This is a genomic window from Halorientalis brevis, assembly GCF_042678165.1.
Classification (GTDB): Archaea; Halobacteriota; Halobacteria; order Halobacteriales; family Haloarculaceae; genus Halorientalis; species Halorientalis brevis.
The window spans coordinates 147,754-164,243 of sequence record NZ_JBHUDJ010000001.1; the positions used below are offsets into that span (position 1 = coordinate 147,754).

Annotated in this window: 10 protein-coding genes and 1 tRNA gene; 8 read left to right on the forward strand and 3 right to left on the reverse strand. The window is 53.6% G+C overall.

From position 1 onward, the window contains the following. Window positions 1-49 precede the first annotated feature (49 nt). From ACFR9U_RS00790 to ACFR9U_RS00825, 8 genes are all read left to right on the forward strand, one after another. The gene (locus ACFR9U_RS00790) at window positions 50-1,981 is read left to right on the forward strand and encodes a pentapeptide repeat-containing protein (protein WP_247377902.1); all 1,932 of its coding nucleotides are present in this window, start codon (window positions 50-52) and stop codon (window positions 1,979-1,981) included. A 171-nt stretch (window positions 1,982-2,152) separates the two neighbouring features. Then, window positions 2,153-2,542 (forward strand): hypothetical protein, encoded by a 390-nt coding sequence (locus ACFR9U_RS00795; RefSeq protein ID WP_247377905.1) that lies wholly within the window; start codon window positions 2,153-2,155, stop codon window positions 2,540-2,542. 31 nt (window positions 2,543-2,573) lie between these two features. Next, window positions 2,574-4,031 carry a hypothetical protein gene (locus tag ACFR9U_RS00800; protein ID WP_247377907.1) on the forward strand — a complete coding sequence of 486 codons (1,458 nt, stop codon included), beginning with the start codon at window positions 2,574-2,576 and terminating at the stop codon, window positions 4,029-4,031. Between the two features lie 22 nt (window positions 4,032-4,053). Then, window positions 4,054-4,638 carry a hypothetical protein gene (locus ACFR9U_RS00805; protein WP_247377910.1) on the forward strand — a complete coding sequence of 195 codons (585 nt, stop codon included), beginning with the start codon at window positions 4,054-4,056 and terminating at the stop codon, window positions 4,636-4,638. Then, window positions 4,635-5,414 carry a DUF8125 domain-containing protein gene (locus ACFR9U_RS00810; RefSeq protein WP_247377913.1) on the forward strand — a complete coding sequence of 260 codons (780 nt, stop codon included), beginning with the start codon at window positions 4,635-4,637 and terminating at the stop codon, window positions 5,412-5,414. Before ACFR9U_RS00805 ends, ACFR9U_RS00810 begins: the two co-directional genes overlap by 4 nt. Then, a complete protein-coding gene (locus tag ACFR9U_RS00815; protein WP_247377915.1) occupies window positions 5,407-6,528 on the forward strand; it encodes a hypothetical protein in 1,122 nt (373 codons plus the stop codon). Before ACFR9U_RS00810 ends, ACFR9U_RS00815 begins: the two co-directional genes overlap by 8 nt. Window positions 6,529-6,961: 433 nt before the next feature. Then, entirely contained in the window at window positions 6,962-10,306 is a 3,345-nt protein-coding gene (locus tag ACFR9U_RS00820; RefSeq protein ID WP_247377918.1) for an Eco57I restriction-modification methylase domain-containing protein, read from the forward strand. Continuing rightward, window positions 10,299-13,658 carry a helicase-related protein gene (locus tag ACFR9U_RS00825; RefSeq protein ID WP_247377921.1) on the forward strand — a complete coding sequence of 1,120 codons (3,360 nt, stop codon included), beginning with the start codon at window positions 10,299-10,301 and terminating at the stop codon, window positions 13,656-13,658. Before ACFR9U_RS00820 ends, ACFR9U_RS00825 begins: the two co-directional genes overlap by 8 nt. Before the next feature lie 238 nt (window positions 13,659-13,896). Here ACFR9U_RS00825 and ACFR9U_RS00830 read toward each other — a convergent pair whose 3' ends face one another. From ACFR9U_RS00830 to ACFR9U_RS00840, 3 genes are all read right to left on the reverse strand, one after another. Beyond that, on the reverse strand, window positions 13,897-15,648 hold the full coding sequence (locus ACFR9U_RS00830) for a DUF7845 domain-containing protein (RefSeq protein ID WP_247377924.1): 1,752 nt from the start codon (window positions 15,646-15,648) through the stop codon (window positions 13,897-13,899). Between the two features lie 346 nt (window positions 15,649-15,994). Further along, window positions 15,995-16,222: a hypothetical protein gene (locus tag ACFR9U_RS00835; protein WP_247377927.1), complete on the reverse strand. Its 228-nt coding sequence runs from the start codon at window positions 16,220-16,222 to the stop codon at window positions 15,995-15,997. Window positions 16,223-16,394: 172 nt separating this feature from the next. Then, a tRNA-Val gene (locus ACFR9U_RS00840) sits at window positions 16,395-16,469 on the reverse strand. Window positions 16,470-16,490 lie beyond the last annotated feature (21 nt).

A 16,490-nucleotide genomic window follows, 5' to 3' on the forward strand; every position in this document is an offset into this window, starting at 1 on the left:
ATCCTTTGTGTAGAAGACTTAATTGATATGAACACGTCATCTTGGTATAGTGAATAGCTGTAAATTTGAGTTTCATCCAGAATATTGGGAAGGAGCAGCAGATCGCGTTAGACAACCAGAGCCTTGCCCTTACCCAACTTTAGGAGATACTGATTACTGTGCTTTTCATTCTGCGGATGTCGTTAGCATGCTATATTCATCTAGACAGGAATTGCAGAGGGTATATAAAGAGACAATTCGTCAGGTAGGGAGGATAAAGCTGCTCGGTTGTACTGTACTTTATCTTGATTTTCAAGATCTACAAGAGGTTGTTGATCTAGACGAGCCAATCAGTATTGGCTATTCAACATTCAATCACAAAATTGACCTTTCACAGATGAAGTTCGATGATAATGTCAACATATCTGGTTGCAATATACCATCTCTGATCATCCAAAATAGTACACTTTCTGAATATCTTAACCTCTGGGATAGCTCAGTGGCTGTATTCGATTTGAGCAAGACAGAGATCCGTGGTGACTCACATTTCGAGAACACCACGTTTGGTACAGCTACATTCAATAATACAACATTCCACGGCACAGCATCGTTCTGTGAACAAGAACCAGAAGATGCAACAATAAAAGAAGTAAGTGAAGAGATTGGCAAAAGAGGTGCAGAATTCGCCCTGCCTGCAAATTTCCTTGGCACAGAATTTAAAAATCTTGCAATATTTTCTGGTGTGAATTTCAACACTACTGCTATTTTTTCAGATGCAATTTTCCGACTCGGAGGAAGTTTCAAGCGTGTCAAAGCAAAAGTAGGAATGCATTTCGGTTCTGCAAGATTTCTTGGTCGTGTTGACTTCAGTGAGGCATCATTAGGATATACTGGTTTTAATTCAGCACACTTCGAGGATGTTATTAGATTCGAAGATGTGACATTTGGAGGGCAATTCCCGCCATATCTTACAACCTCGATAAGCAATCATATTACTGCTGAAGGGATTCAAAGTTCCATGAATTATGCTTCTGCCTGTCAAAAGGCAATGCGGAACCATTTTTACGCTTTTCTGGCCAGTCAAATGTGGGACCTGTCAGCAAGCTTTGCTGGATCGCGTCCTGATGATTATTTCTATTTTGAAAACGTCTCAGCTACGTCGCCGATAGAGTTCACTCAACTATCATTTGATTATCTGGCTTTGAGCGCGGAAATACACCGTCATCGGAGAGATGCGATTTCCTTAGAAGGAGCGAATATTAACCGTGGAGAATTAATTGTGAAAGATGCTGATAAAACTCGGTATCAATTAAGTCATGCGACTCTTGGCGCGGTTGATTTGGGCTGGCCAAACGGTGAAAGTGCATTTAATAATTTATATATTGCAGACACTCGATTCGATGGATTCGACTTTTCAAACTATCGCAGATCCCTAATAGACTCTGATTGGATTATTGATGGTGTTGCTCTGAAACAGAATGATCAGGAGCCCTTAAAACGAGAAACCACTTACTCAAAAGCAAAAGCGGGAGCCGCTCAGCAAGGAGATACTCACTCAGAATCGAATTTCTTGATAAGAGAGCGACGTTTCCGCAGAGAACGATATATATCGGATATAAAATCAGTAGACAGTTACAAAGACAAACTGAAACTAGGGGTGAATATTATCTCAAATTATCTCTATGATATCTCCTGTGAATATGGTGAAAACCCTCGGCGGATTTTATCATGGTCTATTAGCTCTATATTTATTTTCTCATTTGTCTATTGGCTTACCAAAGAAATCATCATCGAGAAGAAAAATTTAGTTATACAAATAAACACCCAGCAATCTATTGAATATCTGAATTTTAGCCTTCAAGCATTCACTTCATTCTTTCTCCCAGGGAACTTAGCTCCAGAGGCACCGATAATTCATTTCATTAGTTCAATCGAGAGTTTCATAGGTGCATTCCTGACTGCTCTCTTTGTGGCTACTATCGTGCGCACAATTGAGCGCTAATTATCAAATACAGATTGTTAATTTTTACTATATGTTATTATTCATACATGGGTTATTGCATTTAAAACCGTGTAGAACCCGATCTATTCACAGACATGTTTTGTTGCCACCCTCTGTTTTACTCTATTGCTCACTCGGTCGAGATAGCCGCTTTCAGGCGGCAATCGCACTATGCAAGGCAAACTCGACTTACCGGATGCCGTCATCAGCCCGTTTTTTGTGCTGTCGTCGGCCATCGCGATGGGCCTTATCAACTTCGAGCTGATGGGCTTCGATCTCGCCAGTACCGCACTCGAATTTACCTCTGACGGCTACGTCTCGACGGTTACCTACGCCGGGATTATCAGCCTGCTCGCGCTGTTGATCGCCTACGCCACGAATCGCCGGGACTTCTCCGGCATGGGCTTCGTTGAACTGTGGGTGGTCGTCGCCACGGTCGGCCTGGTGATTGCCCCGCCGTTCGTCCCAGTCTTGAGCGGCCTGCTCAGTAACAAGTTCGCCGGCCTCATCGCCGTCGTCATCCAGGCTGGCGGCTACTACAGCCTCTCCTACGTGGGGTAACATGACGGGACGATCCAATCGCAAGAGCGCTATGCGAGCGACACTCCGGCGCGGGCTCTCCGTTACGCTCGCGCTGCTGGTGCTGTCGTCGGCTGGCATGAGCCCGGTCGGGACCGCCGCAGCTTCCCACAACTGCGGCGCGATAGACCTCACCGCTGGCCTCGCAATCACCGCAGGTGGTGAAACGGCCGAGGCCTTCGGACTGGGCACCAACGAGGACTTTGATGGCGACATGCTGCCGGGATGCGACCTGCTGCATGGATCAACCGATACAGGCGCACTCAACGGCACCGACAAAGAGCAGGCCCGCACTGAACTCAAGATCGCCGCGGCCACGGCTGCCCAGCACGCTCGCGACGAACTGAAGTGGTGGCACAACGGCCTCCAGGGCCTCCCCCAGCAGGCTCGCAACGACGCGCTCGCTGCCTACGGCCGCGCGCTCGATAACGGTACCTCACAAGCAGCAGCCCAGATACAAGCCAACGAGTCTGTCAACGAGTTCTACAGCGTCCGCGTGACCAACCTCGTCGCTGACTGGAACAAACTCGTCGTCGCTTGGGACGATTACCAGCACACGGAAGAAACCGAAGGTCTAGACGGGTTCTTTGTCGGCCGACTCCGGACAGATGGAGAGCAGCGGAACGATGCCTCGATTGAGGCGACGGATTCCGTCTCCCTCTCGAACGGGAGTACTGCCGATGCCTACCGGATCAACCAGTACGGGCTCGTCTCTGAAACCGGCAGCACGGTTCTGATGGTGAATCAGACCGTCACTACTCCGAACTCCACGGCATGGAATCAAGTGCTTCAAAAGATGCGCACCCAGCGCGAGCAGACGAAAGCAGAGGTGAAAACCTGGATCGATCAGACCTACGCGGAAGTCCAAGCCGGCGATATCACGTGGTCGCAGGCAGTCGGAGCTTCGACCATCGCCCGCAACTTCGCGGCAGAAGGCAACTTCCAGGCCTGGGCCGCAGTCCGCCTCGCGAACACGCGGAACGTGAGTACGCCGGAGAACCTCTCTACGGTCGGTTACTATTCGGTGACTCACGGGCACCACACCTGGAAAGGAATGCTCGCGAGCGGGACAAATCCCCCCAGCGGCGCATTCGAGAGCGGCCAGACATACGACGGGAGCGAACTTCCGGGGCCGCAGTACCTCATCTCTGATTCCGGAGTGATCGACCTCGACGGCCCGTTTACCATCGAGAACATCACCAACGCAGACGGCGAGATGGTCGAGCGGACTGTTATCAGAGAAGTGCGCTATGAGACTGCCAACGTCTCGAATCTCAAGAGCATCATCGAGACCAACCAACTCCTCCGGGCCGAGCTTGAAGCCCGCGAACAACGGTTGCTCAATCGCTCGACCGGCGGTGGTGGCGGCGGCCTGCTGGCTGACGTGTCTCTCCCCTACGGCGGGGTCGGGGTCGCGGCCGCTGGCGCGCTCCTGCTGGTACTCCTGCTGGTGCTGATGCCACGGAGATAACCGACTACCCGTTTTTCAGACCATGACACTCAAACTATCCAGAGAACACGCACAACTCGCCGCGCTGCTGTCCCTGCTGGCCGTGCTGTTGATCGGAGTCTCACTTCTGTCCGGGACCGCAGCCGCTCAGGAGACGACAGCAACACCGCAGAACACAACCCAGCCAGTCGGTGGCGAACGAATACACGGCGACTTGCTGCTCGTCGAGAAGACGTATCGAGACAACGGCGGCCAGAACGGGACGCTCGTGCTGACGTTCAAAGCCGACAGGCCAACGGCGGTCACGTTGATCGACGCCGGCGCGTTCATGAGCGGGGGCGAACTCCCCACCCGTACTGCCGTAGTTGACGGCCGCACCACCATGACGATGCCTGTTACACAGGTTGGCAGCATGGTCGGTATCACAATCGTCTCCGATGGTGTCCGCTACGCCGTTCCCTACCGAACAAGCGAGAGTGCAGATTCCCACCTCTTCACCGGCAAGCCAACCTGGCAGGACACGCGAATAGCGGGCCTGAGCGGCTTCATCGGTGGCTTGGTGATTATCTCATTCGTCGCCTGGTACCGCGTTCACAGTGATAGGGGCTCCGTGGAGCGTGTCCTATGAACCGCCGAAAAGCAGCCGTCGAACTACTGAAAGCCTATCGCCACTGGATCGGCCTGGCTGTCGTCGTCACGCTCGGCCTGTTGTGGTACTTCGGACTGCCCGATCTCCCGCCCATCCCGCGCGGCCCGCGTCTGTTCGCCATGGGCGCGCTCGCGGCAATCGCGGGCGGGTACGCCCCTGCGATGAAGATCGTCGATTATCTCTACTCGCCAGATGCGACGTTTCTCGTCGATATCGACAGTCGAGACAATGGGTTCGCACTCTATCGTCTCTCGCCGGAGAAGTGGGAACATCTGACCGTCGAGAAGGGTGAACTCTACCGTCTCAAGACCAAGGCCAACGCCTACGCCTGTCGCCAATACTGGCCCGACTACGACGTCTGCATTGGCACCTGGCGCGGATCGTCGACCGATCTAGAGCTGTTGCAGGAACGCGAGCGGATCGACGAAATTCGGCGGACGCTCGAACAGCACGCCCAGGAAGGACTGACGATCCGCACGCGAATGGGCAGCATCGTTCGGACAGCCGTCCAAAACATCGTGAATGACCTCGTGGGACAGTACGAAACCACCGCGATCCATCGAGGCGAACACATCGAGACTGCGGTTACTGACGCAATGGACGACTACGATATCCAAGAGCGGGAAGAACGCGAGCGGAACGAACAGCAGAAACAGGAACACCAGACCGAGGAAACCGACCCAATCTCCGACGACGGACTAACCGATCAGACTGATCGGCAGGCTGTCGCGGATGGAGGCCAGGCCGATGACTGACCGCAAAGCCAGCGAACAGGTCACCTACGCAGCCGCACAGCTGCGCAAGCACGTCAGCGAGGGCGCGATTAATGAGGCGCATGCCCACGCGGGCATGGTCCCGAACCCGGACGCCCGCGAACTGTTGAACTCCCTGGCGACCGCCTTCGATCCGGCAGCACACTCTGGCCTGGATTCCGTCGAAGATTCGGAACTATATCAGACGATCCTTCGGAACAAAGCTACAGACGCGCTCACGGATGCCGTGGAAGCCGGCAACGTCTCGCAGATGCAGTACGCTGTGGGCATGGTTAATCACGATAAAGACGCCGAGAGCCGGTCGTATCGCGCCTGGTTGCACTCGACCTTGATATCCGAAGCCACCTGTCTGTTCGTGACTGGCGGTATGGGTGCCGGGAAAACTGACTGGGCACTCGGTGCGGCCGACGAGTGGCACATGGTCACTCGTGGGCGGATCGTCACTAACGTCGAGAGTGCAGCCGACCGGAACCCGCACGTCGAAGCAGTATCAAGTTTCGCGGAACTGGAAACACTATTCAAGGAGTCCACAGACGACTTTTTCGCGCTGGTGGATGAAACCGGCCAAGGACTCACTGGCGTCGGTGGTGACCAACAGAAAGCCCAGGCGCTCGCGCGCCTGTTGAAACTCGTGCGCAAGGGTGACGCGCCCGCAGGCACGAAGCGCGCGGTGTGTTTCGTCGGGCAGACAATTACTGACCTCTCGCGAGATCTCCGGCGGTTGGTTGCTCAAACTGGTGCGTTCGTTCACAAGGCTTCGAAGAAACGGCTGGAAGTCTACGGCCAGGAACTCGTTGGGAACACCGAAATTCAGGACACCAAGCCCAACACCGTCTATACTGGCATCAAGAAGACGAGACTCAGTTTTAGTACAACTGAAGATCCTTCGTTCGACATGAGCGGGGCGCTCGATGACGGGCAAGATGGTGACGCTGAGACAGCGCGGAAAGATGAAAAATGTCGGCAAGCTCAACGATTACGCGAAAAGGGCATGAGTGGCACAGAGATTGCCGATATCGTGGGAATGAGCAAAACGTGGGTGTACGAACACACCACGGAATCCGCGGAATGGGGCGTGGAATCGACCAACGAATAAATCACTAGCGGGCAAGTGGTTACAGCCGATTCCGTTTCCGGCAGGCGAGTATACTTCTATAATATATGCGCGTATAATATGGTTTTCAGAACTAGTGTATCAATTCCCAAATTGAAAAATACGTCACTCTGATGTACCCTCTCTAATGACGCGATATTGTAAAGACCGGCTTACGTAGGAAAGAGAGGATCGTTTGTTCAGAGCCGAGAGACGGTATCGCTTCTTGATTCCATGCCGTACGAGATTCAATGCAAAGTGAGATTTTGTATCTCACCCCCGGCTTGAATTCATGGGATAGATAACAACCACAGCAGGGGGCGAAGTTTGACATAGGGGAGGGCAGGCAGTCCCCGTCAGACGCATGAATCATTATCAGCCACGGGATTCCTGCCAAGGGTATTTTAAGAGTGGTGGGCCAACGCACAACCGAAATATGTCTGTTCGGACACCCATCGATGGGCTCGCTTCCGCTGAGGACGGCGGCGACATACTCGACTATTTACTCGGTTCTGAGGGATTAGGGTATGGCTCCTTTGTCGACGTGCCAGACGGAATTCTTCGAGGGCGCGGTCAGAACGACTGGTACGAAGTCCATCTCGTGGACGAGGACGGAGATGGAATTATCCGGTATATCGAACTTGAGGCCTCCGGTGACAGTGCATCGTTCAGCGACCTAAAACAGCACCTCAAGCGCCATGGAAGTCCGATAAATGAACTCTTCACAGTTATCGCATATAGGGACGCCGACGAAGGTCCCCTGACAAGCCCATTGAATGACGACCTGACATTCCTTCGTTTAGAACAGCAGTTCTCTTCAGAAGACGTGGAAGTGACGTTCGACTTCAATTATTTCACGGTCAAACAATTCGGGGTCGAACCAGCGTATTTGGACTATCTCAACGACCTCACTGTGGACTCCGGACAGGGACGAACGAGTCTTGAAGGCGATGTCGAGGATGTCTTCTCCATCCGGGAGGTAACACGAAGCTTCTACCAGGACTTCGGAGAGATATTCCGGGAAGATCTTCAGGACGCTATTCATGGGCTGGAAGACCCAGAAGAGAACCTCAACGCTTACACGCGAACCGTTGTCAACCGAGTGCTGTTCCTGCTGTTCATTGAGGAGAAGGGATGGCTCGATGGGGACGTAGACTACGTCGAGAACAGATACGAGGATGTCGCCGACGAGGACGACAAGCACGTCTACGACGACTTCTTCGAGCCGCTGTTCTTCGATGCACTCTCGGAAGAGGGGACGACAGAGTTGGACAACCTCGGCCGGATCCCCTTCCTCAACGGTGGTTTGTTCGAGCGAAAGGATATTGAGGAGGATGTCAAGATTGACGAGGCGTTCTTCGATACGCTTCTCAGCCCGGAGAAAGACGACGGTGGTGAGCCAAAAGGATTCCTCCGTCGGTACAAGATCTCGCTCCGCGAGTCGAACCCAAGCGAGCAAGAGCTAGTCGTCGACCCGGAGTTCATCGGGCGTATCTTTGAGATGTTCATGCAGGAGGACGAGCGCTCGGAGGTAGGCGCGTTCTACACTCCGAAGCCCATTACTGCCTACATGACAAAGAATGCCCTCAAGCAGCATCTGCTGGGGGAGACAGACATCACTCACGAAGAAGCGGTATCACTCGTTAGCGACCATACTGCCCCTGAATCTCTCTCTGATGATCAGATCGAGGATATCAATGACGCGCTTCGTTCTGCGACGGTACTAGACCCAGCAGTAGGCAGTGGCGCGTTCATAATCGCTATGCTGGAGGAATTAGTTGCGGTATCAGAGACACTCGATGGGAGTCGCGGGGATGACCGCAGTAGGTTCCAGCTCAAAGAGGACTTTATTGCTGACACGCTCTACGGCGTCGACATTGATGCTGGCGGCATTGAACTGTGTAAGTTCCGCGTTTGGCTCCACTTGATGCAGGATCTTGATGTTGATCACGAGGAGTTCCTTGATGCAAACGACGAGTTCGCACTTCCTAACCTCGGGTTCAAGTTCTTTGTTGGGAACAGTCTTGTCGGTGAACATGACCCGACTAACGTTGAAGCCCAACAGGAAACACTGACCGGGGGGCTCGACGAAACGCTTGAACAAATCCACGAAGTTCGAACGAAGTATCAGACTGCCCACGGCGACAAAAAAGACCGTCTTACTGAACGTCTTGGCGAACTTACGTCCGATTTGGAGACCCAGTTAGCCGTAGAAAAGGGCAACTGGATGACTCCCGTTGCCGAAGCTGCGAAAGAAACTTTCGCTTGGACTACAAACATTCCGGAGGTAATCTTGGAAGGTGGGTTTGACATCGTTATTGGTAACCCGCCATACGAGGGGCAGTCTCAGCAGGACTACATCGGAGAACTGGCCCGATTCTACGACGAGGAGTACGACTTCTATAAGACCATTCCCCGGATGCGACATGACCTCTACCAGAAATTCATTATCCGGGGCTGGGAGCTGACACGAGAGGGGGGCGTGCTGTCCTATATTACGAGCAATACGTTCTACACCATCGGCTCCAAGCAGACGACTCGACAATTGCTCCAGCAGAACAAGTTACTCGACTTACTACGAGCAAACCCCGACACATTCGATGCGACGGTCGAGCCCGCTATTTTCGCACTGCGGAAACAGAACCCGGACCCATCATGTAAGTTTAATTATATAGATGCATCGGAAACAGAGATCCAAGAGTATCGCTCGTTTGTTCAGGAATTAGATAGTTCAAAGTCAGGCACGGAACGGGTTGAACCGCTTGACTTGCTTGACTCATCCCGCGGATACCGCGTCCGCCTCCAAGTCTACAAAGATACGCTGCGGGGCGCGTTTTTCGAGCCGACGGAGATGAACCTGAGGCTCCATGACCAATTCATGTCCCGGATCAAGGGACTCGCTGAGGAGTGGGAAGCCGAGCTACAGGATGTAACGACATTAAAAAATAATGTGGAAAAAATAAATAGAAACCACATATCAGAATTGGATGCGGGTGACGTGTCTATAATCGGACTACTAACTCTCGGTGGACAAGGGCTAACAACTGATAAAAATGCTAAGTATATGGCATTTTTAGAAGGAACAGAGGAAGCCAATGAGTTAGCTAATCGAAACCCAGATTTCGATCTGAACGAGCGGAATGAAAACGCATATAAATACCTCGACAGGGTCATCAGCGAAGACCGAGTTGCGGATTCTAGTAATCTCACTTCCGATGAACAATTAAATGGAATCGATAGCTCGGAGAAAGCTACGTGGGTTCCAATCGAAAAAGGGTTCCGCCAGTCAGATCTGTACTACAAATCTAAGGTCGAATACATAAACTGGTCAGAAGAGTCATTACAGGAGATTCAAAGTCACAGGAACGGAATTCTGAAAAATATCGACTACTACTTTGAGCCCGGTGTCTTCATTTCTAGAGGTGGATTTGCAAACCTCCGGGCGCGATACACGGATAATCGGGCTATAGACGCTACTGGAAGTATATTGGCACCAACTGACCCACAAAAGCTATCGGTAAAGTACCTCACTGGGATCCTCAACTCGGAAGTACCTATTCACATCACCGAAAATTTCATCAATTCAACCGGAATGGAGACTGCCGACCTCCGGCTGATTCCCATTCCGATTCCGACCGAAGAACAGCGGGAGAGCGTCGAAACACTGGTAGAAGAAGCGATCGAATCTCAGCGAGGGAACCGGTCAGAGTCTCTTGAATCGATTCAGGAAGAGGTTGAAGAGATTGTAGAGCAAATTTATCAGGTGGACTTGGATGAGTAATCCAAACTGGACCGACTACTCCGATGTCCTCGACAACCGAGAATACGATGTCGCCGACCGGGCGAACGCTCTCGCTCCAGAAGCGGAAACCGTCCGTATCGCTGTCGGCTACTTCTACCTCGGCGGGTTTGATCTTCTAAAAGAGAATCTCCGGGGAGCCGAGCGCGTTGAGATCCTCATAGGGACGGACACTAACCAGCGTACTATTGACGAGATAGAACGCGGCTTTGCTGACGATCTGGAGGAGTATGACCGCGACGAAGCCCAGGAGGGTATCAACCGGCTCTACGAACTCATTCAGGAGGACAAGGTCGACGTAAGGGTCTACGACGATAGCCGCTTCCACCCGAAGCTTTACCTCTTCGAACACCCCGCTGGATCTCCGGACCTTGGGCGGGCGATCATCGGTTCCTCGAACCTTTCGGCCAGCGGTCTTCGCGGGAACGTCGAACTCAACGTCGAAAAGAAGGACAACAATACCATCAGGTATCTCGGCGAGTGGTTTGAGGAGATCTGGGCCGAGGCCAGTGAGTTCGACAAAGAGCTGATGTCCGCCGAGATCGAGGACTCACAGTTTGGCGATGATCTCCCTGAAATCGACAGTAGAAAAGAAACGTCGGTTGCTGAGGTCGAAACAATCTCCCCGTACGAGGCGACCAAGCGCTTCATCGTCGAACAGTTCGACCGCGACGTTCGCGAGGGAACCCTGCTTGAGGACATCTCTGGGGACTATGAAGAGCAGTTGACGGCCTTCCAGCAGGATGCATTCCGTGCTGCCCGTCGTCCATTGGAGAAGTACAACGGAGTCATTTTGGCGGACAGTGTTGGGCTCGGTAAGTCGTACATCGGAGCTCCACTCGTACAAGACTACACGACATCACCCGACGAGGTCCTGATCATCGCACCGAAACGGCTCAAGCGGATGTGGATGCGAGACCTGCTTGATCCCGAGATCGGGGAGTTCCCGACGACAGCGGAAAAAACGTTCATGAGCTTCAATAAGCTCTCACGTCTCTCCGAGAAGGAGATTCAGCGACTCCGTGGCGTCGACATGGTCCTCATAGACGAGGCCCACAATCTTCGGAACACAGGAACACAACGATACGCTAAGCTCCAGTCAATCGGCCGTCAGGGCAAGAAATTCGTGATGCTCACCGCGACTCCAATTCACAACTCTGTCAGGGATGTCGACAACCTCATCAAGGTCTTCGCCGACGACGATGACTTCGACATCGAACTGCAGAACCTCTCACCTAGTGAGATTTTCAAACAGTATGATCGCCTCTCAAGTGAGGAAGAAAGGACCGTACGGGAGGAAAATCGCCTCTCAGACTATGAGGAACTCATTGAGTCCATCATGCGCGAGGTTGTAATTTCTCGGGACCGAAAGTACATTCTCGACAACTATGACGACATCACGATAGGAGGTCGTTCGATTAGTGTCCCAGAACGAAAGCCTCGTCTGGTTACTCCGGACGATCCTCGCCTCGACGAACTCTACAGCGAAATCGTCGATATCGTGGTTGGAACGGATGACTCGAAGGACTCCGGACTAAACATCCCATACGTCAGTGCGGACCGGTATGACGCCGATGGCGACCAGGAAGAGGAGCTGATAATCGAGTACCAGAATGCGAGTGTCCTGATGCTCATTAATCTCCTCAAACGTCTTGAGAGTAGTCTGGCTGCCTTCGAGAGTTCCGTCGAGCGACTCATGAAGCGAGAGCGAATCACTCGGAGTATTGCGACGGGTGACTTGGAAGACGCGGAGGCTCGGAGTAGTGCCGTCGAACAAATTAGCGACACATTCGATGACGGCTTTGCGAAGGATGTGGACTTCGATGAGGTTGCCGATGCGATTACCCGAGTTAGTCCGTCCAAGAGAGAAGAGATCGTTCAGGATATTGACGAGGACCTCAAAGAGCTAGAACGCATCAAGCAGAAAGCACAGGATGCACTCCAAACCGAGGAAGGCGGTAAGACGAAAGACGCGAAGGCTGAGCGACTGAAAGCGCTTATCAACCGGGAACTTCCTGACGAGAAGGTTATAATATTTAGCCAGTATGTTCCTACGATTACTCACCTGTTCGAACAGTTAACTCAGGAAGACCCAGCTACGACGGACACAGGTAAGCTCGGGCGAGAGCCAGAGAATCCGACCGTTGGGTTCGTCCACGGAGGAGGTGGGTTCGACGAGCGTATCGTGGAGCGGTTCGCACCGGAGGCACAGAACGCAGACGTCGGCCCTGCAGAGGAGATAGACATCCTGTTAGCTACGGATGTGCTGGGGGTTGGACAGAACCTACAGGACGCTCGGGCCTTAGTGAACTACGACCTCCATTGGAACCCAATGAAGATGGAACAGCGCATTGGGCGGATCGATCGAATCACAACGAGGCACGATGAACTCTGGATATACAACTTCGCCCCGACTGGTGACCTCCGAAAGCAGTTGGGTCTTATCGAGCGGATCGAAGATAAGATCGAAGACATCTCGAACACATTCGGTCACGCTGCGCCGATTCTAGACAGCGCCGAAGAGCAGGTCCATAAGACGCTTATGACGTACGAGCGCTTGGAAGAGGGCGGTGGGGAGTTCGGAGACGAGCGGTTAGAAGGAATTGGGTCAAAGTACGACGACCTCCGGAACTCAGTGAAAGCATTCTGCGAGGAGCACGATGTGGGTATCGACGAGTTGCAGGAGATGCGCGACACTGTTGCAGGCCGAACCGAGCCACAGCATTTCGTTGCACCGAACGACGACGACGAATACGTTACCCTCACTCACTTAGAACATAGTAGCGGTCGCTCCGAATGGAGGACGACCATTTTCGACCCCGAGCGGCTACAGAGCACTACTATCGGCGGTCAGACAATGTTTACACGGTTCCCTCGCCTCGAAACCGACGAGGTCCGAATCTTCGAGTCGTTCTCTTCGTCCGATAACACTCGGCACACCCTTCCCAAAGAAGACTACGAACGTTTGGAGTCCTTCACTAGCGAATTGGAGACACCTAGTACATGGCAGGATGAAATTCTCAGCCGCCAATCAGGCGATAGCGACGTATTAACCGATATTAAGCAATTATGCAGACAATTGGCAGACAGTGACGAAGAGATTAATGAAGAGGCAAAGACTATCGTCAATTTGCTTGAGAGCCAGGAGATGAGTGACTGGGCGGAGAACCAACTTAGAACGATCCACCGGCGTCGACGTCGGTACGGGACCAACGGTACTATTCGAAGAATTCACCACAAGCTCACGCAGGAAATCGAATTAGTCAACCCGGAGACGGTTACGGATGCCGACGTGGCATTAGCAGGTCAACTTGACGCCACGTTCGACAAGTAGATAATGAAAAAATTTTCGCGCGCTTTGCAGCGGTGCGGTGTATTTTGATGAGGTGGCCTTAGCCACACTTCTAAGAGGGAACCGGACACGGTTTGTACGGTTCCTCCTTGGGCAAACGGGGTGACCGCCGATCACTACCGAAGCAGATCTAACCACAAACCACAGTCCAACCATAGAATAGGCCGAATATGCCGGGAAAAGAGGGTATGAGACAGTGATGCCTCTCGCCAGTCGTATGTTACCCGGTTGGCTCAGCGGTCATCCAACTGTCCCAGTCGAAGCCCTCGCGCACCTTGTCGTTGTGCTCTCGGTGACGCTGTTGAACTTCGACGGACGTGGTCCCGTTGATCCCCCGGAAGGTCGCGAGATCCCGGAACCGCTCTTTGCTGCCGTCCTGATAGGTAACGACGACGTGGACGCCAAACAGATTGTTCTCGACGTGTTCGCTGTAGCGTGATTTCACGCGGTCCAGTAGCTCTCTAGCTTCGTCGCGATCTGCTGGCTGGTAGCCAATGGTCAAAAGCTTCCGGCAGTCTGCGGGCTCCGTGTCGATGGAGATCGCGTACTCACGGCGCAGACGCGTCCACGAGTTCTGCGGTCGTTCCTCGGCTTCGTCGGCGAGATCCATCACGGCGCTGCCGATAGCCTGCTCGAAGTTCCCACCGGCTGCACGCACCCGTTTCAGCAGTTTCTGCTGCACGTGCTTACTCACAATTTCGAGTTCGCCGTAGGAATGCTCAATGAGTCCTTCCAACCGGTCGATCACTCTACGGATCGTCCGGTAGGTGTAGCCCGTTCGAGTGGCTGCCTCCTGGGGCGAGATTTTCCCACCGTCAGCTAGCAGTAACTCGGTCACGTCACGGTCGCTCTGCGTCATTTCACCCCAGAGTTTCATCACGCGATGTTCTTGGTCGTCTTCGATCTTCGGCAGGGGACAAGCCACGAGCTTCCGAGCTTTGTTCGTGTTTTCGACTGTCCAGTACGGATCAAATTTGACGAAGGCACTGCCGTCGGCGGTGGTAGCGATACCACACCATTCCAGGCAATTCAGAATCGTCTCTTCCAGTTCACGACGCGCGTCGGCGAGATCGTCCCATCGAACAGTTTCCTCGGTTCGTGCCGTCTGATAAGACACCTCGAATTTCGGGTGGTATGGAGCGTCGTCGGGGTCGTACACTTCCGGATGTTCCGGGTAGTAGTGTTTCAGCTCCTTGCCCAGCTTATGCCCGCGAATCAACTCGCTAGCTTTCTCGTCTTCGACGGTAGCGGTGACGTAGTAGCCGGGAAGTTTGGTGTTGTCTTCAACGTGCTTTCTGTAGCCGCTTCGATCTCCCTGGATCAGCGTGTGACACCGCGCAATTGGTCCGTCCGGCGCGAACAGGGGGCCACTCTGAGAGCGATACAGGCGCACGTAGTAGGCCAGGTCGTTGATGTGGCTGTCGGGGTGCGGTTGGTCGAAATACCGCCCAGCAATCCCGTAGGCGTCCATGACGCGCTTGACGAGCGTCAAGTATGATTCGTGCGGAATGTTCGACGCCTGTACCTGCACGTCCAGATACGGCCCGCCGTAGTCCGGCACTGACACGGGTTTCCCGTTTGACGTGAGATTCGGCCAGCGCGGCCGCACGGTGATAGTCCCGCCCTCGACGCGCTGATCCTGATCGGCAGGTCGGCCGGAATAGTGCGGGGAGTCCTTCGCAACGAAATAGAAGTGGAACTCACGCACCTCCTCGATCTGGAACGACTGGTGACTCCAGGGATCGAGACCACTCTTCGAGTAATCGAAGACCGTCGCCCACTGCTTTCCTCGGAACTGGACCTCTCGGCTGGGCTTCCCGTGGCTCTTCCACTTGTCACCCCACTCTTTCATCAGCCCGTGCATCGCGTAGTACGGTGCCAGGCCATGATCTATGACGGCGGGATCGGGATGAACGCCGAAGGTAAAGCGCACGTCGCCCTCGTGGGGCGCGCACTTGAGATACCGCGACATCAGCGCCTCCGCTCGTCCAGCCGAGGGATGTGGACGGACTGCTGTGAAACCGGATCGAAGACGGGCATCTACTCCTCGGCTTCCAATGCTTCGACGGCTGCGCGCACGTCGGCGTCAGTTGCTTCATCCCGAATCAGTCGTGACGCCCGGACAAACTCGACAGGCCACGGAACGCTTTCAGACTCGTCAAGACTCTGGCGAACTTGTCCGTGCAGACGGCTCACCGTTTCGTGTGAGCAGCCGATGTGATGCGCATACTCGCGCGCACTAAACGGTCCCTGCTCGACGGCCTCGTATACCTCTCGTTCGGCAGGCGTCAGATCTGACAGGCTGGTTCGCTTGATGTTCACGCCTGCTCACCCCCGAAACACTCAGGATTGCCACAAAGATTGTAGTGTGGCAGGTATGCCACGGTCGGCACGTCGGTAAACTCGCCGTCTCGATTCTGTTCCCAGCACGCCGGAAATGGCTCGTCGTGGTCCGAATCGATCCGGTGCAGGGTGTCCGCGTACTGCGAGCGGTTCCGCACGGTCGTCTCTGGAACCTCGCGCGTGGAGGTTGCAGTCTTAGACACCGCACCCACCTCCGGATACGGAAACCACCGGACGCAATGCGTCCGGGGGAACCAACTTCCTCGATTGGACTTTGCACCCCCAAAATTCAGAAACACGATTCCCGGATATTCGGGAGGTACAGCACGCTATGCCCCCAAAATAGCATCCGATGAAAACCGAGAACTTCGTTAGTGGGTTGGGGCGGATTTGAACCGCCGGCTTCCTCCGTGTGAAGGAGGTATCATAACCGGACTAGATCACCAACCCGCGGTCGGACGTATCCCTGCA